Annotated in this window: 18 protein-coding genes and 1 pseudogene; 14 read left to right on the top strand and 5 right to left on the bottom strand. The window is 73.8% G+C overall.

The genetic code is table 11. The annotated features are described in order from the left end of the window. Nucleotides 1-32: 32 nt before the first annotated feature. Nucleotides 33-482 (top strand): GNAT family N-acetyltransferase, encoded by a 450-nt coding sequence (locus Asi03nite_RS25025; RefSeq protein ID WP_203682894.1) that lies wholly within the window; start codon nucleotides 33-35, stop codon nucleotides 480-482. Here Asi03nite_RS25025 and trpS read toward each other — a convergent pair. Next, entirely contained in the window at nucleotides 471-1,466 is a 996-nt protein-coding gene (gene trpS, locus Asi03nite_RS25020) for a tryptophan--tRNA ligase (RefSeq protein WP_203682893.1), read from the bottom strand. The genes Asi03nite_RS25025 and trpS overlap by 12 nt on opposite strands. A 255-nt stretch (nucleotides 1,467-1,721) precedes the next feature. Between trpS and pepN the strand changes: the two genes are divergently transcribed. From pepN to Asi03nite_RS24985, 7 genes are all read left to right on the top strand, one after another. After that, nucleotides 1,722-4,220 (top strand): aminopeptidase N, encoded by a 2,499-nt coding sequence (gene pepN, locus Asi03nite_RS25015; protein ID WP_203682892.1) that lies wholly within the window; start codon nucleotides 1,722-1,724, stop codon nucleotides 4,218-4,220. 55 nt (nucleotides 4,221-4,275) lie between these two features. Then, nucleotides 4,276-5,391: a two-component system sensor histidine kinase NtrB gene (locus tag Asi03nite_RS25010; RefSeq protein ID WP_239102903.1), complete on the top strand. Its 1,116-nt coding sequence runs from the start codon at nucleotides 4,276-4,278 to the stop codon at nucleotides 5,389-5,391. Nucleotides 5,392-5,536: 145 nt separating this feature from the next. Further along, complete coding sequence (gene nadD, locus Asi03nite_RS25005; protein ID WP_203682891.1) at nucleotides 5,537-6,142, top strand: nicotinate-nucleotide adenylyltransferase; 606 nt, start codon at nucleotides 5,537-5,539, stop codon at nucleotides 6,140-6,142. Nucleotides 6,143-6,200: 58 nt separating this feature from the next. Beyond that, nucleotides 6,201-6,605, top strand: a complete 405-nt coding sequence (gene rsfS / locus Asi03nite_RS25000) for a ribosome silencing factor (protein ID WP_203682890.1) — start codon at nucleotides 6,201-6,203, stop codon at nucleotides 6,603-6,605. Continuing rightward, entirely contained in the window at nucleotides 6,602-7,201 is a 600-nt protein-coding gene (locus tag Asi03nite_RS24995) for a histidine phosphatase family protein (RefSeq protein ID WP_203682889.1), read from the top strand. Before rsfS ends, Asi03nite_RS24995 begins: the two co-directional genes overlap by 4 nt. 35 nt (nucleotides 7,202-7,236) lie before the next feature. Continuing rightward, complete coding sequence (locus tag Asi03nite_RS24990) at nucleotides 7,237-7,623, top strand: hypothetical protein (protein ID WP_239102902.1); 387 nt, start codon at nucleotides 7,237-7,239, stop codon at nucleotides 7,621-7,623. A 34-nt stretch (nucleotides 7,624-7,657) separates the two neighbouring features. Continuing rightward, entirely contained in the window at nucleotides 7,658-8,506 is an 849-nt protein-coding gene (locus Asi03nite_RS24985) for a DegV family protein (protein ID WP_203682888.1), read from the top strand. 4 nt (nucleotides 8,507-8,510) lie between these two features. Here Asi03nite_RS24985 and Asi03nite_RS24980 read toward each other — a convergent pair whose 3' ends face one another. Further along, entirely contained in the window at nucleotides 8,511-9,551 is a 1,041-nt protein-coding gene (locus Asi03nite_RS24980; protein ID WP_203682887.1) for a hypothetical protein, read from the bottom strand. Nucleotides 9,552-9,559: 8 nt separating this feature from the next. Beyond that, nucleotides 9,560-10,384 (bottom strand): putative protein N(5)-glutamine methyltransferase, encoded by an 825-nt coding sequence (locus tag Asi03nite_RS24975; protein ID WP_203682886.1) that lies wholly within the window; start codon nucleotides 10,382-10,384, stop codon nucleotides 9,560-9,562. A gap of 448 nt (nucleotides 10,385-10,832) precedes the next feature. Between Asi03nite_RS24975 and Asi03nite_RS24970 the strand changes: the two genes are divergently transcribed. The 4 genes and pseudogenes from Asi03nite_RS24970 to Asi03nite_RS24955 form a co-directional block, all read left to right on the top strand. Continuing rightward, nucleotides 10,833-11,663, top strand: coding sequence for a ComEA family DNA-binding protein (locus tag Asi03nite_RS24970; RefSeq protein WP_203682918.1), 831 nt, complete (start codon nucleotides 10,833-10,835; stop codon nucleotides 11,661-11,663). Nucleotides 11,664-11,737: 74 nt separating this feature from the next. After that, nucleotides 11,738-14,143, top strand: a complete 2,406-nt coding sequence (locus Asi03nite_RS24965; protein ID WP_203682917.1) for a ComEC/Rec2 family competence protein — start codon at nucleotides 11,738-11,740, stop codon at nucleotides 14,141-14,143. Nucleotides 14,144-14,359: 216 nt separating this feature from the next. Beyond that, nucleotides 14,360-15,343, top strand: coding sequence for a DNA polymerase III subunit delta (gene holA, locus Asi03nite_RS24960; protein ID WP_203682885.1), 984 nt, complete (start codon nucleotides 14,360-14,362; stop codon nucleotides 15,341-15,343). Then, nucleotides 15,340-15,594 (top strand): annotated as a pseudogene (locus tag Asi03nite_RS24955) (hypothetical protein); the annotation flags it as partial. The gene holA and the pseudogene Asi03nite_RS24955, both read left to right, overlap by 4 nt. A gap of 880 nt (nucleotides 15,595-16,474) precedes the next feature. On the opposite strand, the gene rpsT reads toward Asi03nite_RS24955, so the two are convergent. Together rpsT and Asi03nite_RS24945 are read right to left on the bottom strand one after the other, a co-directional pair. After that, nucleotides 16,475-16,741, bottom strand: a complete 267-nt coding sequence (rpsT, locus tag Asi03nite_RS24950) for a 30S ribosomal protein S20 (protein WP_122976768.1) — start codon at nucleotides 16,739-16,741, stop codon at nucleotides 16,475-16,477. A gap of 360 nt (nucleotides 16,742-17,101) precedes the next feature. After that, complete coding sequence (locus tag Asi03nite_RS24945; protein ID WP_203682884.1) at nucleotides 17,102-18,106, bottom strand: phosphotransferase family protein; 1,005 nt, start codon at nucleotides 18,104-18,106, stop codon at nucleotides 17,102-17,104. A 53-nt stretch (nucleotides 18,107-18,159) separates the two neighbouring features. Here Asi03nite_RS24945 and Asi03nite_RS24940 point away from each other — a divergent pair, with 53 nt between their 5' ends. Both Asi03nite_RS24940 and Asi03nite_RS24935 read left to right on the top strand, forming a co-directional pair. Continuing rightward, entirely contained in the window at nucleotides 18,160-18,693 is a 534-nt protein-coding gene (locus Asi03nite_RS24940) for a DUF4240 domain-containing protein (protein WP_203682883.1), read from the top strand. 238 nt (nucleotides 18,694-18,931) lie between these two features. Beyond that, complete coding sequence (locus tag Asi03nite_RS24935) at nucleotides 18,932-19,771, top strand: MOSC domain-containing protein (RefSeq protein WP_203682882.1); 840 nt, start codon at nucleotides 18,932-18,934, stop codon at nucleotides 19,769-19,771. Nucleotides 19,772-19,843 lie beyond the last annotated feature (72 nt).

Genomic DNA, 19,843 nt, shown 5'->3' with positions numbered 1-19,843 from the left:
GCCGGAAAGGGACGTCACCTAGAGTCACCTCTGTGCTGATCGAATCGCGTCCCGCCCTGGACCCCGAACTCGCCGCTCTCGTGACTGCCCAGCAGCGCGAGCTGGCCGAGGCCGGAGCCGGCACGGGCAAGGTATTCGAACCGCACGACGACGTCGCGTATCTGATCGGTGTGGTGAACGGCCGGGCGGTCGCCTGCACCGCCTGGCAGGCTCTGGAGCCGGGCGTGGCCGAGGTGCTGCGGATGTACGTCCGCCCGGCGCACCGCGGCCACGGCCTGGCCCGCCAGCTGATCGTCGCCGTGGAGGAGGAGGCGCTCGCCGCGGGGCGGCCGGTGATCCGGCTGGAGACCGGGGTCTACCTGCCCGCCGCGATCGCCCTCTACCAGTCCTCGGGTTACCGGCAGATCCCCGCGTTCGGGATCTACGCCGGCAACCCCGGCAGCGTCTGCTTCGAGAAGCGGCTCCCGGCGCTAGTCCAGTAGTCCGATCGCGGCCCGTGCCCGGCCGACCGTCGCGGCGGCGATCGGGCGCACCTTCTCCGCGCCGGCCGCGAGCACCCCGCGTACGAGATCGGGGTTTGCGGAAAGCTCCGCGTGCCGCGCGCGGATCGGCGCGAGCAGGTCCTGCACCGCGTCGTTGACCTCGCGTTTGAGCGCGGCGTAGGAGGTGCGGTCGGACGGCTCCCGGCCGGTGATCTCGGTCAGGATGCCGATCAGGTTGGTCACGCCGGGCTGGCGCTCCCGGTCCCGGCGGACCACGCCGACGGTGTCGGTGGCGGCCCGCGCGATCGTGCGGCGGATCACCTCGGGCGGGTCGAGCAGGCCGATTCGCCCGGCTCCGGAGCCGTTGCTCTTGCCCATCTTCGCGGACGGGTCGGCGAGGTCCATGATCCGTGCGGCGGAGTCCGGCCGGACCCCCTCGGGCACCGTGAACGTGGCGCCGTACTTCGTGTTGAACCGCACGGCCAGGGTGCGGGCGAGCTCCAGATGCTGGTTCTGGTCCTCGCCGACCGGCACCTGGGCGGCGTCGTAGAGCAGGATGTCAGCGGCCATCAGGACCGGGTAGGTGAGCAGGCTGAGCCGCACCTGGCCGCCGGCCGCCGACTTCTCCTTGAACTGGATCATCCGGGCCGCCTCGCCGTGGGTGGCCACGCACTCCAGCAGGTAGTGCAGCTCGGTGTGCTCGCGCACCTGGGACTGCAGCACGATCGGCGTGCGCTGTGGATCGACGCCCGCGGCGAGCATGACTGTCGCCTGTTCGAGCGCGAACGCCCGTACCGCCGCGGGGTGGTGCTCCACGGTCATCGCGTGCAGGTCCGCGATCAGCGCGATGGACTCCGCGGCGCCTTGTGCCGCGATCAGCGGGCGCAGGGCGCCCAGCAGGTTTCCCAGATGCAGCCGACCGGTCGGCTGGAAGCCGCTGAGGCGGCGGGTCCGGGTGGGCGCCGCGGTCACGGTGGTGGTCATGTGCGGTCTCCGATCATGGTGGGTACGAAGACCGCCCCGTCCCCGGAGAGCACACGTGAACGCAGCACGGCCGCCCGGGAGGGGCGGCCGCGGATGGGAATCAGTCGCGCGTGTGGATGGGCCGCCCGGTCAGGGCCGCCACCAGTTGTTTCGAGTCACGCGCATGCACCGAAGCTAGCGCGCCGACCGGCCGGCGGGCAAGTGATCGCCGACGTGCCTGCACGGCCCGGAAACCCTTACCGCATGATGGTCCTCATGCCGACCCTGACCCGTGCCGAGGCCGCCGAGCGGGCGTCCCTCGTCGACGTTGACAGCTACCACGTCGATCTGGACCTCACCGGGGACGGCGCCACCTTCCGCGCGCGCACCGTGGCCCGGTTCCGCGCCCGCCCCGGCGCGGCCACGTTCGTGGAGTTCGAGCCGGTCGCGATCGCCTCGATCACGCTGAACGGGCGGCCGGTGCCGCACGAGGCGGTGGCCGGCGGGCGGCTCGCGCTCAGCGGCCTGGCCGAGGAGAACGAGCTGGTCACCGACGCCACCATGGGATATTCCAACAACGGCGAGGGCCTGCACCGCTACACCGACCCGGCCGACGGCTCGGTCTACCTCTACCAGCACCTGTTCATCAACAACGGCGGCCGGGTGCTGCCCTGTTTCGACCAGCCCGATCTGAAGGCGTCGTTCCGGGTGAGCGTCACCGCTCCGGCCGACTGGACGGTCGCCACCAACGGACGGCTGGTCTCCCGCGACGGCGGGCGCTGGGAGTTCGCGCCCACCGAGCGCATCTCGACCTACCTGGCGAGCCTGATCGCCGGCCCGTGGCACGTGCGCACCGACGAGCACGACGGCATCCCGCTGGCGCTCTACATCCGGGCCACCCTCGCCGAGCACCTGGACCAGCAGGCCGCCGAGATCTTCGAGGTGACCAGGCAGTGCCTGGACCGGTTCCACGAGATGTTCGAGATCCGCTACCCGTTCGGGCACTACCAGCAGGCCTTCGCCCCGGAGTTCAACTTCGGCGCGATGGAGTACCCGGGGCTCGTGGTGTTCCGCGACGAGTTCGTGCCCCGCTCGACGATCACCGAGACCGAGCGTGAGCACCGGGCCAGCGTGATCGCGCACGAGATGGCCCACCAGTGGTTCGGCGACCTGGTCACCATGGCCTGGTGGGACGACCTGTGGCTGAACGAGTCGTTCGCGGAGTACCTGGGCTCCCGGGTGGCCGCCGAGGCGACCCGGTTCACCGGCACCTGGACCACGTTCGCGATCCAGCGCAAGGCCTGGGGCCTGCGCGCCGACCAGCGTCCGTCCACCCACCCGGTGGCGCCGGCCGAGGTGGCCGACACCGACGAGGCGTTGATGAACTTCGACGGCATCTCGTACGCCAAGGGCGCCTCGGTGCTCAAGCAGCTGGTCGCGTGGCTCGGCGACGAGGCGTTCCGGGCCGGGGTGAACGCGCACTTCGCCGAGCACGCGTACGGCAACGCCACGCTCGCCGACCTGCTCCGGGCGCTCTCCGCGGCGGGCGGGCGGGACCTGTCCGGCTGGGCCGAGGTGTGGCTGCGCCGGGCCCAGGTGAACACGCTGCGGCTGGAGGTGCGGCGGGACGGCGACGTCTACCGTGAGGTGACGGTCGTGCAGACCGCGCCGGACGGCTTCCCCACGCTGCGCCCGCACCGGATCGGGATCGGGCTCTACGACCAGGCCGACGGCGCGGTGACGCGGCGCGCGCTGATCGAGGCGGAGCTGGACGCCACCGGGCGGACCGTGCTGCCCGAGCTGACCGGGGTGCGGGCGGCCGACCTGCTGCTGCTCAACGACGGCGACCTGGCGTACGGCAAGATCCGTCTGGACCCGGACTCGGCAGCCGCCGTCCCGCTGCTGCTGCCGCTGCTGACCGACTCGCTGGCCCGCGCGGTGATCTGGGCCTCCGTCCTGGACGCCGTGGTGGACGGCGAGCGCCCGGTGGCCGAGCTGGTCGCGCTGGTGCTCGCCGCGCTGCCGGTGGAGACCGAGACGGTGATCGTCGAAGATGTGCTGCGCGCCACCCGGGGCCTGGTCGACAGGTACGCGACCGCGGAGACCCGCCCGGCCGCCCTGGAACTGATCGCGCAGGCCGCCGACCGGCTGCTCGCGGTCTCCCCGGCCGGCGGCTCCCGGCAGCTGGTCGCGGCCCGCGGGCTGATCGGCGCCTCGATCGACACCGCCCGGCTGCGTGGCTGGCTGGCCGGGGACGGCGTGCCGGAGGGGCTGGTGGTCGACGCCGACCTGCGCTGGCTGATCGTCTACCGGCTGGCGGTGCTGGGCGCGGCCGGCCTGGAGGTGATCGAGGCGGAGCTGGCCGGGGACCGGACGGCCAGCGGCGAGCAGTGGGCGGTCCGGTGCCGGGCCGCGCTGCCCGACCCGGAGACCAAGGCGGCGGCGTGGGCGGCGATCGTCGGGGACGCGTCGCTCTCCAACCGGCTGGCCGAGCTCACCGCGCACGGTTTCTGGCACGCCGAGCAGGCCGAGCTGCTGGCGCCGTACGTCGAGCGGTACTTCGCGGACATGCCGGAGATGCTGCTGATCCGGTCCGGGATGAGCGCGGAGAAGACCGCGATCGCGGCGTACCCGGCGGTGCTGGTCTCGGACCGGACCCGGGAACTGGCCGCCGCCCTGCTGGCCCGGCCGGAGCTGCACCCGCTGCTGCGCCGGGTGGTCCAGGACCACGACGACGACATGCGGCGGGCTCTGCTGGCCCGCGGCCTTTCCTGAAGACGCCGCTTTCCTCCGGTCGCACCCCGTAATCTGACGCTACGGGGGTGAATGCGTGGAATGGTCCGCTGAACTTTCCAGCGGTCTGCTGCAGGCCGCACCGGACGCGATCCTGGTCCTCGAAGGCACCCGGATCGTGCTGGCCAACAACCGGGCCGAGCAGATGTTCGGCTGGTCCGGCGGCGAACTGGTCGGCCAGTCCGTCGACGTGCTGATCACCGAGCAGTCCCGGGCGCTGACCCCGGAACGGCAGCGGATGATCGAGTCGGGCGTGCCCGGCTCGATCGGCACCCTGGTGACCAGCTCCAGGCGGCGTGACGGCACCGAGTTCCCGATCGAGTCGTCCACCACGATCGTCGAGACCCCGCAGGGCCGGCTGGCCGTGGCGGTGATCCGGGACATCAGCGAGCGGGTCCGCGCCGAGGACGACAAGTCCAGGCTGCGCGCCGAGGCGCACGCGCACCGCAGCCAGCGCCTGGAGAGCCTGGGCCAGCTGGCCGGGGGCATCGCCCACGACTTCAACAACATGCTCGGGGTGATCCTCAACTACGCCAACTTCGTGATCGAGGAGGCCGAGACGCCGCAGCCGGACCTCGGCGCGATCGTCGCGGACGCCCGCCAGGTGGTCCGGGCCGGCACCCGCGGCACCGACCTCACCCATCAGCTGCTCGCCTTCGCCCGCCGCGAGGTGGTCCGGCCGCAGGCGCTGGACCTGAACGCGGCCATCGACCGGATGCAGGGGCTGCTGCGCCGGACGCTCGGCGAGCAGATCACGCTGATCTTCCGGCCCGGCCCGGACCTGCCGTCGGTCACCTACGATCCGGCCCAGTTGGAGCAGCTGCTGGTGAACCTGGCGCTCAACGCGCGGGACGCGATGCCCTCCGGCGGCAACCTGGTGGTCGACACCCACCGGTCCGACGACCAGATCCGGTTGCGGGTCTCCGACTCCGGCCTGGGCATGCCGCCGGACGTGCTGGACCGCGCGTTCGACCCGTTCTTCACCACCAAGCCCAAGGGCGAGGCCACCGGGCTGGGCCTGGCCACCGTGTACGGCATGGTCGCCCAGGCCGGCGGCGAGGTGACCCTGACCAGCGAGCCGGGCCTGGGCACCACGGTGACCATCCTGCTGCCGGCCGGCGAGCAGACGGCGCCCCAGCGGGCCGGCTCCTGACCGGCGCCGGGTACCAGGTGCTCACCGCCGACTGCGGGGAGACGGCGCTGGAGGTGGCCGCCCGGCACACCGGCGAGATCGACCTGCCGCTCGGCAACGTGGTGATGCCCGCGAAGCGCCTGGGCGGCTGACATATCCTGCACGGATGTCGGCCAGGCGCATCGGGATCATGGGGGGAACGTTCGACCCCATCCACCACGGCCACCTGGTGGCGGCGAGCGAGGTGCAGGCCCGGTTCGACCTGGACGAGGTGATGTTCGTCCCGACCGGGCAGCCGTACGAGAAGGGCCGGGTCTCGCCCGCCGAGGACCGTTACCTGATGACGGTGATCGCCACCGCCTCCAACCCGCGGTTCCACGTGAGCCGGGCGGACATGGACCGGGACGGCCCCACCTACACCGTCGACACGCTGCGCGACATGCGGGCCGTCTACGGCCAGTCGGCCGAGCTGTACTTCATCACCGGCGCGGACGCGCTGGCCCGGATCATGTCCTGGCGCGACGCGCTGACCATGCTCGGCCTCGCGCACTTCATCGGCGTCACCCGGCCGGGCTTCGAGCTCTCCGCGGCGGATCTGCCGCCGGAGAGCGTGACGCTGGTCGAGGTCCCGGCGATGGCGATCTCGTCGAGCGACTGCCGCCAACGGGTGGCCGCCGGTCTCCCGGTGTGGTACCTCGTGCCGGATGGTGTCGTGCAGTACATCAACAAGCGTGGGCTCTATCGGGACTCGGGGATTGTCGGACCCGCGTGAGACACTTGAAGTGTTGTTGAACCCGACCGACCTGCATCCACTGGCTGGAAGGACTCTTTTGCCCGTCTCTGAGCGCGCCCTGGAACTGGCGATGACGGCCGCGCAGGCCGCCGCCGACAAGAAGGCGCAGGACATCTCCGTCATCGACGTGGGCGACCAGATCGCCATCACCGACGCGTTCGTGATCGCCTCCGCCGCCAACGAGCGTCAGGTGGTCGCGATCGTCGACGCCATCGAGGAAGCTCTGGTCAGCCTTCCGGAGAAGGCGAAGCCGGTGCGGCGCGAGGGCGAGCGGCAGGGCCGGTGGGTCCTGCTCGACTACGTCGACATCGTGGTCCACATCCAGCACACCGAGGAGCGTGAGTTCTACGCCCTGGACAAGCTGTGGAAGGACTGCCCGGTCATCCCGTTCGTCGACCGTGACATGGTCGACGCCGGAGCGGCCGGCACCGAAGCGCCGTGACCACCCGCCTGATCGTCTGGCGGCACGGCAACACCGACTGGAACGCGGGCGGCCGCATCCAGGGCCAGCTCGACGTGCCGCTCAACGACCTCGGCCGCCGTCAGGCGGCGGAGGCCGCGGAACGGCTGGCGGCGCTGCGGCCGGACGCGATCGTGGCCAGTGACCTGCGCCGGGCCGCCGAGACCGCGGCGGCGCTGGCCACCCGCACCGGGCTGACCGTCCGGCCGGACGAGCGGCTCCGCGAGCGGTTCTTCGGCGAGTGGCAGGGGCTGACCACGGCCGAGGCGGCGGCGCGGCACCCGGACGGGTACGCCCGCTGGAAAGCCGGTGCGGACGTCGTCGGCGACGGCGTGGAGACCCTCGACGAACTGGGCAAACGGGTCGCCGAGGCGTTTCAGGACGCGATCGCGCCGGCGCCCGGCGGCGTGGTCGTGGCCGCCACCCACGGGGCGGCGGCCCGGCAGGGCATCGGGCATCTGCTCGGCTGGCCCCGGGAACAGCTGCGCACGCTGCGCGGACTGGGCAACTGCCACTGGGCCGAGCTGACCCACGCCGAGGGCGCCGGGTGGCAGCTCACGTCGTACAACGTGGCCTGATGGAACCGGTGGGCCGGCGGGCGCGTCCAACCGTCATGATCCGTCGAACTGTCGTACCCGCCGCGCTGCTCCTGCTGACGATCGGCGGCTGCGCCAACGCTCCGGACCAGACCGGGTCGTCCGGGTCGGTCCCGTCCGCCCCGGTGGCCTCCTCCCCGATTCCGGAGCTCACCATGCCCAGCAAACCGGTGCTGGGGTCGACCACCTCCATCACCGGCACGGTCGTCGCCGGCGTCGAGCCGAATTGCCTGCTGCTGCAGGAGCAGAACGGCACCCACCTGCTGGTCTTCCGGGACGACGCGCTGCGCGCGTCGGCGAGACCGGGCAGCAAGGTGCGGGTGACCGGCGCTCCGCAGCCCGGCATGATGACCACCTGCCAGCAGGGCGAGCCGTTCCTGGTGTCCGCTGTCACACCGGGCTGACCCCGGGCGGGCCCGCGATCAGTACAGTTCGTGCATGACCATCGCGGTCGTCACCGATTCCACCGCCTATCTGCCCGCCGAACTGGACGGGCGATACGAGCTGACCGTCGTGCCGCTCACCGTCGTGATCAACGGCTGGGACGGCCTGGAAGGGCTGGAGATCTCACCGGCCGAGGTGGCCCGGGCGCTCGGTGGCCGGCGCTCCTCGGTCAGCACGTCCCGGCCCGCCCCCTCACAGTTCGCCGAGGTGTACCGCAAACTGCTGGACGGCGGGGCCGACGGCGTCGTCTCCGTGCACCTGTCGGCCAAGCTCTCCGGCACGTTCGAGGCCGCCCGGCTGGCCGCCGCCGAGGTCGGTCCCCGGGTGCGGGTCGTGGACAGCGGGACCGCCGCGATGGGCCTGGGCTTTCCGGCCCTGGCCGCCGCGACGGCGGCAGCCCGGGGAGAAGACCTCGATGCCGTACGGCGGGCGGCCGTCGACCACGCCGACCGGGTCAGCACCCTGTTCTACGTCGACACGCTCGAGTTCCTGCGCCGCGGGGGCCGGATCGGGGCGGCGTCCGCGCTGCTCGGCACGGCGCTGTCGGTCAAGCCCATTCTGCACGTGGTGGACGGCGCGGTGGTGGTGCGGGACAAGGTGCGCACGGCCGGGAGGGCGCTGAGCCGGCTGGTCGACCTCGCCGTGGAGGCGGCCGGGGCGGGGGAGGCCGACATCGCGGTGCACCACCTCGGCACGCCGGAGCGGGCCGCCGCGCTGGTCGACGCGATCACGATGCGGCTCGGGGACCGGCTGCGGGACTGCTACCTCACCGAGGTCGGCGCCGTCGTCGCCGCGCACACCGGGCCCGGGCTGGCCGGAGTCGTCGTACATCGGCGGGCCTGATCGCTCAGTCCGGCCATCCCCGCGCACGCCACCGCTCCGGGCTCAGGTCGTCCACCGGAGTGAGATCCAGCTCGTCCCAGGGCAGCACCCGCTCCGGGGTGACCACCTCGTCGGCGGCCGGCAGCAGCACCGGGGCGTCGCTCGTCCACAGCGCCTGGGTGCGCCAGCCCTCCTCGTCCGAGCCGGCCAGCCGCAGCTCGGCGGCGCCGGGCAGCTCGGCGGCCTGCCGGTTGTACTCCTCGACGGCCAGGATGCGGCCGGCCCGGGACACCAGGTGGTGCAGCGGATGGCCGGGCGGCGCGGGATAGGGAACCGTGCAGCCGTCCGGGTCGCTGACGTACGCCATCGGGGTCAGCGATCGCGACGACTTCGCGTAGATCTCCTCCACCTGGGCGAACAGCGCCGGCAGCAGGCTGCTGCCGTCAGCGGTGACCAGCAGCGTGCCGCGCTCCGGGGCGAACGCCACCGGACGGCCGCCGACCTGCCCGGAGAGGCGGTCCAGCCAGCCCGGCAGCAGCAGGTGCGAGGTCCAGTACGCGTTGCCGTCGTCGACGAAGCGCACCACGACCGGCCGGTCGGCGGGGGCGCCGTGCAGGACCGCGCCGGGCAGGTTGCCGCGGGCGGTCTCGAAGACCCGGTCGGCGGTGACGTTCCACACCGCCAGCTGGGCCGGCGTGACGTACGTGATCGTGTCGGGATGGTCGACCACCACGAACTCGGACAGGAACGGCATCGCGGCACGGCGCAGTGGCGCGCCCGGCGCGCCGCCGCGCAGAACCGGGCGCAGCAGCGGCGCGGCCTGCGCCCAGTCCTGTGGCAGATTTCCGGTACGCAGCACGCCCGCCAGATATTCGCCCAGCTCACTACGGCTACGGCCGAGCAGCGGGGTGAGCGGGAGGATGGTCGGTTCGCCGTCGCCGGGCAGCGTGCAGCGGATCTCGAAGCCGGCCGGGTGATAGCGGGCGTCCGGGACGCCCGCGTGGCGCAGACGCCGGATGACCCGGCCGGCCAGCCGGGCGCGGGCGACCCTGCGGAACAGCCCCACGGCGCTGCCTATCGTCTCGCGGTGATCACTCGGGCGTCGAGATCATCGTCGCTGACCACGGCGGACGTCAATCCGTTCCCATCGGCGGCGGCGATCGCGGCCCCGGCCTGAGCTTCGGTGATCTCGCTGAGCACCAGCCCGCCCGGGGCCAGCCAGCGGCGCGCCCCGGCGAGGACGGCGCGGAGCACCGTCAGGCCGTCGTCGCCGCCGTCCAGGGCGGTGCGGGGTTCGTGGTCGCGCGCCTCGGCGGGGAGGAAGGGGAGGTGGCGGGTGGCCACGTAGGGGACGTTGGCCAGCAGGACGGTGATGCGGCCGGTCAGGTCCGGCGGCAAGGCGTCGAACAGGTCGCCCTGGTGAACGTGGCCGCCGAGGTTGTCCCGGGCACAGGCCACGGCGACCGGGTCCAGGTCGGCGGCGTGCAGGGTGATCCGGGGCACGGCGTGGCGCACCGCGAGGCCGAGGGCGCCCGAACCGCAGCAGAGGTCGACGACGAGGGGATCCTCCTGCCGGCCGGCCTCTGTCGCGGCCAGGCGGACCAGCAGCTCGCTGCGCACCCGGGGGACGAAGACGCCGGGGCGCAGGCGGACTCGTACGCCGCAGAAGTCGGCGTAGCCGGCCACCTGTTCCAGGGGCTCGCCCGCGCAGCGGCGCTCGACCAGCCTCTCCAGGATCACGTTCGTCGTCCCCGCGTCCGTTTCCGTGCGGGCCGTCGCCGTCGGGTCCGTCTGGGTGCGGGCCTTCGCCGCCGCGGCTTCGATCAGCACCGCGGCCTCGTCCTCGGCGAAGACGCAGCCCGCGGTGCGCAGCCGGAGGATCGTCTCTTCTCTGGTCACGCGCCGTCCTTAGCAGAGCCGGAAAAGATCGTGTGGGTTGTCCACAGTGCCGCTCCGTCCACAAGGTGGCCGGTCCCGCCGGCGCCGAAGTCCCAGACTTCGCGTCGTGCGAGAGGCGAAGGATACCGACGACGTCGTGGCGACCCGGATGCGGGCGCTGCACGACATCCGCGCGGGCCGTTGCGACCTGGCGTCCGGCGGCGGGCCGTTGCAGTGGTCGGACATCGTTCCGGCCTGGTCGGAGGTCGACGATCCCGGCCCTTTCGGGGGCGCGGCTCCCGGCGGTCCGGCCGGCGCGGGCGACCACGGGAGCCGGCCTGGACCGGGCGACCCCGGGGGTCCCGCCCCGGGCGGCACCGCCGGCTTCTTCGACCCGGCTGGCTTCGGTGGATCAAGGGGTGATGGGCGTGGCCTGCCTGATGGAACTGCCGCGGCCGGCGGTTCTCCGCTGCCTTCCGGCGTTCCCGGAGGTGCTTTCGACGAGCGGTATGCGTGGACGTTCGAGGAGGGAGAGCCGGTGTTGCCCGGGAAGGGGGCCTTCGGCGAGGAGGACGGCGGGCCCCGCAGGTGGCTGCACGCCTTCGATCCCGGCCGGCCCGGGGTCCGGGCGCTGGCCGCGGTCGCCGTGGTGGTCGTGCTGGTGGCGGCGTTCCTGGCCTGGCGGTCCCGCCCTCGGGTGGACCCGGTCACCGCGGGCCTGGACGGGACCGCGGCGAGTGCGGACGGCTCCCCGGCCGGCGCCGGTCTCGCGGCCGCCGCGAGAGGAGCGGGTGGCCCGGCCGGCGCCGGCGCCGCGGGTGGGGCCGGCGGCCCGGCCGGTGGAGCCGGCGGCAGCGGGCCGGCCGAGGTGGTGGTCGCGGTCGGTGGCAAGGTCCGCAAGCCGGGCCTGGTCCGCCTGGCGCCGGGCGCCCGGGTGGCCGACGCCCTGACCGCGGCGGGTGGCGCGCAGCCCGGCGTGGACGTGTCGAGCCTCAACCTGGCCCGCAAAGTGACCGACGGTGAGCTGATCATGGTGGGGGCCACCCCGCCACCGGGCACGACGACAGCACCAGGGGCGCCCGCTCCGGGACCGTCCGGGCCGCCCGGCGGGCTGGTCAACCTGAACACGGCGACCCTGACCGACCTGGACTCCCTGCCCGGGGTGGGCCCGGTGCTGGCCCAGCGGATCCTGGACGCCCGGGACGCCCAGGGTGGGTTCCGCGCCGTGAGCGACCTGCGCAAGGTGGACGGGATCGGCGACGCCCGCTATGAGCAGCTCAAAGACCTGGTGACGGTGTGACCGGGCCACCGGCGCCCCGTCGTCAGCCGTCCGCGCGGGTGCGGGCGGCGCCGGATCTGCGGCTTGCCGGGTTCATGGTGGGTGTGTGGCTCGCGTCGCTGGTCGCGTTGCGGCTGGCCGCCCGGGACGGGTTGCTCGCCGGCGGTGCGGCGGGGGTGGGCGCGCTGGCCGCCGGGCCGCCGCGAAAGGGGGCGGCGGGCGAGCGGGGGAAAGGAGACCAGCACGAGCGGACCGGCTCGCGGCACAACGTCACCGGAACCCGTCGCCGCCGGATTCCGGCCGAGTCGCAACGGCGTGTCCGGAACCGGGCGGCGCTGCGGTGGATCATGGTGGCTGTGGCGCTCGGAGCCGGCTGCGGAGCGGTGGCCACGGCGGCGCGGGTCAGTGTCCGGGAGGCCGGGCCGCTGGTGGCGCTCATCGAGTCCGGTGAGCCGGTCGAGGTGTGGGCTGTCGTCCGCGACGATCCGCGGGCGCTGACCGGCGGCCCGGGGCCGCGCGCCTATCTGGTGGCGGTCGAGCTGGAACGGGTCCGCCCGGCAGGCGGCGGGGACCCGGTCCGGCTGTCCGCGCGGGCGCTGGTGCTCGGCAGCGACCCGGGCTGGCGTGGACTGCTGCCCGGGCAGCACGTGCTCGCCGTGGGCAGGTTGACGGCGCCGCGACCGGGCGATCTGCGGGCGGCAGTGGTGTCCGTACGGAAATCTCCACGGTTGATCGGACAGTCCTCCTGGGCGCAGCGTGCCGCCGGCGCGCTGCGGGCCGGGCTGCAGCGGGCCTGCGAACCGCTCCCGGACGACTCCGGCGGCCTGCTGCCGGGCCTGGTCGTCGGTGACACCAGCCGGCTGGACCCGGGGCTGGAGGCCGACTTCCAGGCCACCGGAATGACGCACCTGAATGCGGTGAGCGGCGCCAACGTGGCGATCATCCTGGGTGTCGTCCTGTTCGTGGTGCGGCGAGCCGGGGCCGGGCCGGTGCTCTGCGCGGTGGTGTGCGCGTTCGCGCTGGCCGGCTTCGTGATCCTGGCCCGGCCGTCGCCGAGCGTGGTGCGGGCCGCCGCGATGGGGGCGATCGGGCTGCTCGGGCTGGCGTCCGGGCGGTCGCGGGCGGCGGTTCCGGCGCTGGCCGCGGCCGGGGCGGTGCTGCTGATCGCGGACCCGGAACTGGCCGCGGACGCCGGGTTCGCGCTGTCCGTGCTGGCCACCGGCGGTCTGCTGCTGCTCGCGCCGGTCTGGCGGGACGCGCTGCGGGCCCGTGGCTGGCCGCCGGGCGCCGCCGAGGCCCTGGCGGTGCCGGCCGCCGCGCAGGTGGCGTGCGGACCGGTGATCGCCGGGCTGTCCGGGACGGTGAGCCTGGTCGCGGTGCCGGCCAACCTGGTGGTGGTGCCGGCGATCGCCCCGGCCACGCTGCTCGGAGTGGCCTCGGCGCTGCTCTCCCCGGTGTGGCCGGTCGGCGCGGAGTTCGCCGCCTGGCTCGGGCACTGGCCGGCCGAGTGGCTGGTGCTGGTCGCGCGGACCGGAGCGCGGGTGCCGGCCGGCGCGCTGCCCTGGCCGGCCGGCGTGCCCGGAGCGCTGCTGCTGGCCGTGCTCACGGTGATGGTCCTGGTCGCGGCCCGGCGGCCGGTGGCTCGCCGGCTGGCCGCGGTGGTGGCCGTGTGCGCGGTGCTCGGCGCGCTGCCGGTGCGGCTGCTGGCCCCCGGCTGGCCGCCGCCGGGCTGGCTGGTGGTGGCCTGCGCGGTGGGGCAGGGTGACGCGATCGTGCTGCCGGCCGGCGCCGCGCGGGCGGTGGTGGTGGACGCCGGCCCGGAGCCGGACCCGGTGGACGGGTGCCTGCGCCGGCTCGGGATCCGCGAGGTGGCGGTGTTCGTGGTCAGCCACTATCACGCGGATCACATCGGCGGGATGGACGGGCTCTTCCGGGGACGTGCCGTGGCGGCGGTGGCCGGGCCGGACTGGCCGGAGCCGGCGGGTGGGCGCAGGGAGGTGGCCGAGGCCGCCGGGAAGGCGGGGGCGCCGGTGTGGACGGTCGGGCCGGGCTGGACGTACGAGGTGGGCGGCCTGCGGCTGGAGGCGCTCGCCCCGCTGGAGCCGCTGCGCGGGACGAACTCGGATCCGAACAACAACTCGCTGGTGCTGCGGGCCACGTCCGGCGGCCGGTCGGTGCTGTTGCCCGGCGACGCCGAGACCGAGGAGCAGAACGACCTGGTGGGGCGGTTCGGGACGGCGTTGCGGGCGGACGTGCTGAAGGTGGCGCACCACGGGAGCGCGCTGCAGTCGCCGGAACTGCTGGACGCGGTGGACCCGGTGGTCGCGCTGGTCTCGGTGGGGGTGGACAACGACTACGGCCATCCGAACGCGTCGCTGCTGGCCCGGTTGGTCCGGAGTGGGGCGCGGGTGCTGCGTACGGACCAGTCCGGCGATGTGGCGGTGACAGCCGCCGATGGCCGGCTGGCGGTGACGGTACGTGGTCCCGGGACGGTGGAGTGACATGAACAGTGGGCGACATGCCCGATTGGTAAGCTATTTTCCGAACGGGAGGAATGGTCGATGACCTGCCGAATCTTCTGCCCGTAGTTTCCGGAGTGCGCAGGTCACGGCAAACTAAGCATGCGCGAGCGCCGATATGTCGGGTTTCGCGTGCAGTGATCGAATCCGCGACGCCAACGAGTGAGCCTCGTCGGAGTGTCGGCCGGACGTGCGAATATGGCGGGCGTGAACGTCGCGCCGCCGCCCTCGTTGCTGCTCGTCCAAGGCGATGAGGAACTGCTCGCCGCCCGTGCCGTCACCGCGGCGGTGGAGGCGGCGCGCGCGGCCGACCCCGGCGCGGACGTCCGGGAATACGAAGCCGGCCAGCTCCTTCCCGGCGAGGTGGCCGAGATGCTCAGCCCGTCGCTGTTCGGCGGTCGCCGGGTGCTTGTCGTCCGCAACGGTCAGGACGCGCGCAAGGAGCTCGCCGCGGCCCTGCTGGCCTATGCGAGGAATCCCGACCCCGACGTCACCCTGATCGTCACCCACCCGGGCGGCGCCAAGGGCAAGGCGTTCGCCGACGGTCTGCAGAAAGCCGGCGCCACCGTCGTGCCGGCGACGAAGCTCAAGGGCGACCGGGAGCGGATCGCCTTCGTCCGCGACGAGTTCCGCCGGGCCGGCGGCCGGTGCGACGAGGCGGCCGCGTCCGCGCTGCTCGCCTCGGTCGGCAACGACCTGCGGGAGATCGCCGCGGCCTGCTCGCAGCTGCTCGCGGACACCGACGGCAAGATCACCGAGGCGGTGGTGGCCCGCTACTACAAGGGCCGCGCCGAGGTGAGCGGCTTCACGGTGGCGGACGCCGCGATGATCGGCGACCTGCCCGGCGCGCTCGAAGCGCTGCGCTGGGCGCTGCACGTGGGCGTCGACCCGGTGCCCATCGCCGACGCGCTGGCCGACGGCGTGCGGACCGTGGCGCGGGTGGCGTCGGCCGGCAAGGGCAACCCGTACCAGCTGGCCAGCACGCTGGGCATGCCGGCGTGGAAGATCCAGCGGGCGCAGGAGCGCAGCCGTGGCTGGACGCCGGAGGGCCTGGTCGACGCGATGCGCGCGGCCGCCGACTGCAACGCGGCGGTCAAGGGCGGAGCCGAGGACCGGGGGTACGCGCTGGAGCAGGCCGTCTTCGCGGTGGCCGCGGCACGGCGCGGCGGAGGCGCCCGATGACCCGGACGGTGCGGGCCCGGCGGGCCGGCGTGGCGCATCGGCCGCTGTACGCGCGGATGCTGTGCCTGCGCCACCTCACCCCCGGCGGGCTGCTCTGCTTCGTCTTCCTGGAGGGCGCGATCTCGCTGGGCGTCCTGCTCGCCCTGGCCGAGCTGGTCAGCTGGTGGGGTGTGCTGGTGCTGCCGATGGCGGTCGCGGTGATGGTGAAGTTCAACGACCTGGTGGCCGGTTGGCTGGCGCCGCCCGCCGCGGCGGCCGAGCCGGTGGCGGCGCGCGCCGCGGTGCTACGGGAACGGCACGTGCACCGGCCGCACAGCAACGGGCATGCCCCGGAGTGGCCGACCGGTGACGGCGGCGGGGGGTTCGGGTTCGACTCGGGGGACTGGCAGCCGCGGGTGCGGACGCCGGTGGCGCCACCGCCCGTGGATGCCGGGACCCGGCCGACCGGGGTGGTGTGGTTCCCGCCGGACAACGACTACGGGCGGTCCGGTCGTGCGGCTGATCCGTCGTCCTCGGGGGGCGGCCGGTTCTCCGGGGTCGGCGGGGATCCGGAGGGCGACTACGGGCCGTCGGGGGATTGCCCGGAGGCCGGGCACGGGCGTTTCTCCGGGGGCGAGGCGGCGCCGGTGGTCAATGTGGCGCCGGTGCGGCGGCCCTGGACCGAGGAACTGGATGTACGCCAGCAGATGGCCCGGCAGTCCGCGGTGCGGCGCTACGAGTGACGATCGGCCCCGGCCGAGGATTCGCACGGGGCTTGCGGTGTGGGGTGCGCGGCCGGCCGCGGGGTGTGGGTGCCCGGGCACTGGGACCGGGCGGGTGCCCGGGGCGTACCGCGAATGGGGAACCTTGCGGCGTACCTCGGGAAGAAAGACCCGGCGCCGAGCGGGCCGCAAGCGGCGGGCGTGCCCTTGAGCGGGCTCCCGCGTGGCGGGCGTGCCCTTGAGCGGGCTTCCACCCGGCGGGCTTCCACCCGGCGGGCGTGCCGGGAAGCAGCCTGCCAGCGGAAAGACGAAGCGGGCACCGCGTGGACCGTGAGGTCCGGCGATGCCCGCTTTCGTTCGTCTGCCCGCCCGCCGGCGGGCGGAGCCGGCGGCCGCTTCCGTATGGCCGCCGATCTGATCCGAAGGAGGATCAGGCGGACAGCGAGGCGATCTTCTTGGCGATGGCCGACTTGCGGTTGGCCGCCTGGTTCTTGTGGATGACGCCCTTGCTGACAGCCTTGTCCAGCTGACGCGAAGCGTCACGCAGCAACGCGGTCGCCGTCTCGGCGTTGCCCGCGTCGCTCGCCTCGTGGAGCTTGCGGATCACGGTCTTCAGCGACGACTTGACCGACTTGTTGCGCAGACGGGCCTTCTCGTTCTGCCGGTTGCGCTTGATCTGGGACTTGATGTTCGCCACGCGACAGCCTTGTCCTGACTAGTTCGGAAAATGGTCCTAACGAGTGGTCACCGCGCGGCCGTCTCACCCGGCGATGCCGGTGCAGGAAACAACAGCGTGTCACCACACGCGAGGAACCAGACTACCAGCACCCCTCCGAGCCGCCAAAACGGCTCCGCTCCAACGGCGGATGCGGCGCCGGTGGCGGGCGGGCTCCGCGGCGGGCCGGCAGCCCGCTCCGGCGGCGGAGCCGGGTGTTCCAGCGGCGGAACCAGCGCCGCTTGCGGCCGCTTCAGCGGCGGGGCCCCCGGCAGGGCCGGCGCCGCTTGCGGCTGCTTCAGCGGCGGGGCCCCAACAGGACCGGCGCAGCCTGCGGCTGCTTCAGCGGTGGAACCAGCGCCGCTTCTCGGGGGTCGCGGTCCAGCCGCGGCGCTCGGCCAGCCAGGCGAGCGCCTGCCGGCCGCTGAACCGCTGGTGCTGGCGGCTGTGCGGTGACGCGCTGCTCGGTTCGCTGCCCGCGTTGACCAGCCAATACCCGGAAAGCGCGGCCAGCGCCCCGTCCACCCCGTCGTCCGGCGCGCCCCACGCGCGCAGCACGGCGTCCGTGTCCAGGCCGCTGGCGTGCGCGCTGACCAGCAGCCGCACCGTGTCGAACCAGGGCGCGCCGAGGCACGGCCAGGTCCAGTCGCAGAGCCAGCCGCGGCCGCCCGAATCGATCATCACGTTGTCCAGCCGCAGGTCACCGTGCGTCATGGCGTCGCCGGCGACCAGGTCGGGCAGGGCGCGTTCGAGCTTGGCCAGGTCGGCGAGGCGGTGCGGCGCGACCGTGTCCCGGGCCGGTTCGGGCATCGGCTCCCGCCGCTTGGCGATCAGCGACCACCAGGACATCTCGTCGCGGACGATGTCCGGCAGGCGGGGCAGGCCGATCGCCAGCAGGGCCGGGGACGGGTAGGCGAGCGCGGTGGCCGCGGCCGACCAGGTGCGCAGCGTGGTGCCGAGGTCGTCCGGCGACCAGGGCAGTGCCGGGATGCGGCCGTGGACCGCCTCCAGGCACAGCACGTACCAGTCAGAATCGGTCATTGTCCAGATCGGGCGGGCGGCGGTCACCTCCGGTGGGAGGGCGGCGGTGACGGCGGCCTCCCGGGCGTACCACTGCGAGGTCGGGTCGTGAAGCGGCGCCGCCTTGACGAAGGCGCTGGTCCCGGCCTCGGTCTCGAGGACGGCGGCGAAGGCCCGGGTGAAACCGCCGCCGGCGCTGCGCGCGGCGCAGACCGGGGAACCGAGGCGCAAGGTGATCGCTTCGCGCAGGGTTTCCGGCAGATCTTTCCAATTCGGGCGTACGGCGGTAGAGCCGTACGGAACGTCGGGCAGAGTGATCGGCCGCATGACTCCATCCTGCCGTCGCCGAAAATGTCGGAGGGCACTGGCAGGATCGCCGCATGCGAACCGACGATTTCTGGGCGGTCATCGACCGCGCGACCGCGTCGCGGCCGGCGTCCCCCGCCGAGGTGGCCGAGCGTGCCGTCGCCGAGCTGGCCACGCACGATCCGGAGGAGATCGTCGCCTGGGGCCGCCACCTGGACAAGGTGCTGGCGGCCTCCGGGACGGAGGATCTCTGGGCCGCCGCCTATCTGATCAACAGCGGCGCCGACGAGGCGGGTTTCGACGCCTTCCGGGGCTGGCTGATCGCCCATGGCCGCAAGGCCGTGGCCGCCGCGGTCAAGTCGCCCGACGTGCTGGCCAACGTGGTGGTGATCAAGGAGGCGGCGGACACCGGCGCGGTCTTCGAGGCGGAGGAGGTGCTCGGGATCGCGGCCCGGGCCTACCAGCAGGCCACCGGCGAGCCCCTGCCGGCGGAGGACCGGCCACGCACCCGGCCGGCGGTCGACGACCTGTGGGACTTCGACAACGAGGACGAGATGCGGCGGCGCCTCCCCAAGCTGTCCGCGCTCTTCCTGGAGCCGCCGGACTGAGCCCTGGCGCCGCGGGTGCCGGAGCCGTGGATGCCGGAGCCGCTCGGTCGGGGTCGGCGGCATCTGGAGATCGTTTGGGGCCGATGGGGTTCCGGCTCGGGCCGGTGTGGTGTGAATCGCGCGGGGCCGGTGTTCGGGCCGGTGGGTGCCGGGCCGGTGGACGCGGGCAGGGCCGGTGCCGGACCGGAAATGGGAAACGGGGTCGAGAAGTGGGGCGGTGGCTGGTGAGACTCGGCGCATGAGTGGTGAGTCGGGAACAGTCGCAGCGGTCAGCCGGAACGACGCCTACACGTTCACCAAGCCGAACCGGGACGAGATCGTCCTGGTGGCGGGGCTCGGGGTGGAGGGGGACATCCACGCCGGGGTGAACGTGCGGCACCGGAGCAGGGTCCGGGCGGATCCGTCCCAGCCGAATCTGCGGCAGGTACATCTGATCCAGGCCGAGCTGTTCGACGAGGTGGCCGGGAAGGGCTACGACGTGCCCGCCGGCGGCATCGGGGAGAACGTGACGACCCGCGGGATCGACCTGCTCGGGCTGCCGCGTGGCACGATCCTGCGCTTCGGCCCGGCGGAGGCGGCGGCCGATGGGACGGCGGCGGAGGCGCGGAAGGCCAAGCCCGTGGCGGCTGCGCCCGTGGCGGCTGCGCCCGTGGCGGGTGGGTCCGAGTCGGCTGGCACCGGAGGGGCTGGATCCGCGGTGGCCGGGTCCGGGACGGATGCCGGCGCGGCTGTGGGGGAGCCGGTGCGGGCGGTGCTGGCGGCCGCCGCGGCGGCGACGCTGGACGAGGCGACGGCCCGCGCGGCGGAGGCGGTCGCGCGGGCCGCGGAGCGCGATGCCCGCGGCGGCGGGGACTTCCGGGCCGCTGTGGTGATCGCCGGGCTGCGGAATCCGTGTGCGCAGATCAACAGGTTCCGGCCGGGGCTGCTCAAGGAGGTGCTCGGGCAGGACGCCGACGGCGCCGTGGTGCGCAAGGCCGGTGTGATGGGTGTGGTGCTGCGCGGTGGGGCGATCCGCCCCGGGGATCCGGTTGCCGTGGAGCTGCCGCCGGGCCCGCACGAGCCGCTCGAACGGGTGTGATCGGACCTGCCCGGCCGGGCGTGGGACGATAGGAGCGCCGGCGTGCGAGCCGGCACTCGACAAGCCCGACCC

It is taken from the genome of Actinoplanes siamensis, assembly GCF_016862395.1.
In the GTDB taxonomy this organism is placed as follows: Bacteria; Actinomycetota; Actinomycetes; order Mycobacteriales; family Micromonosporaceae; genus Actinoplanes; species Actinoplanes siamensis.
Note: the sequence above shows the minus strand (reverse complement) of the source record. Positions and strands in the feature narration are given on the sequence as shown.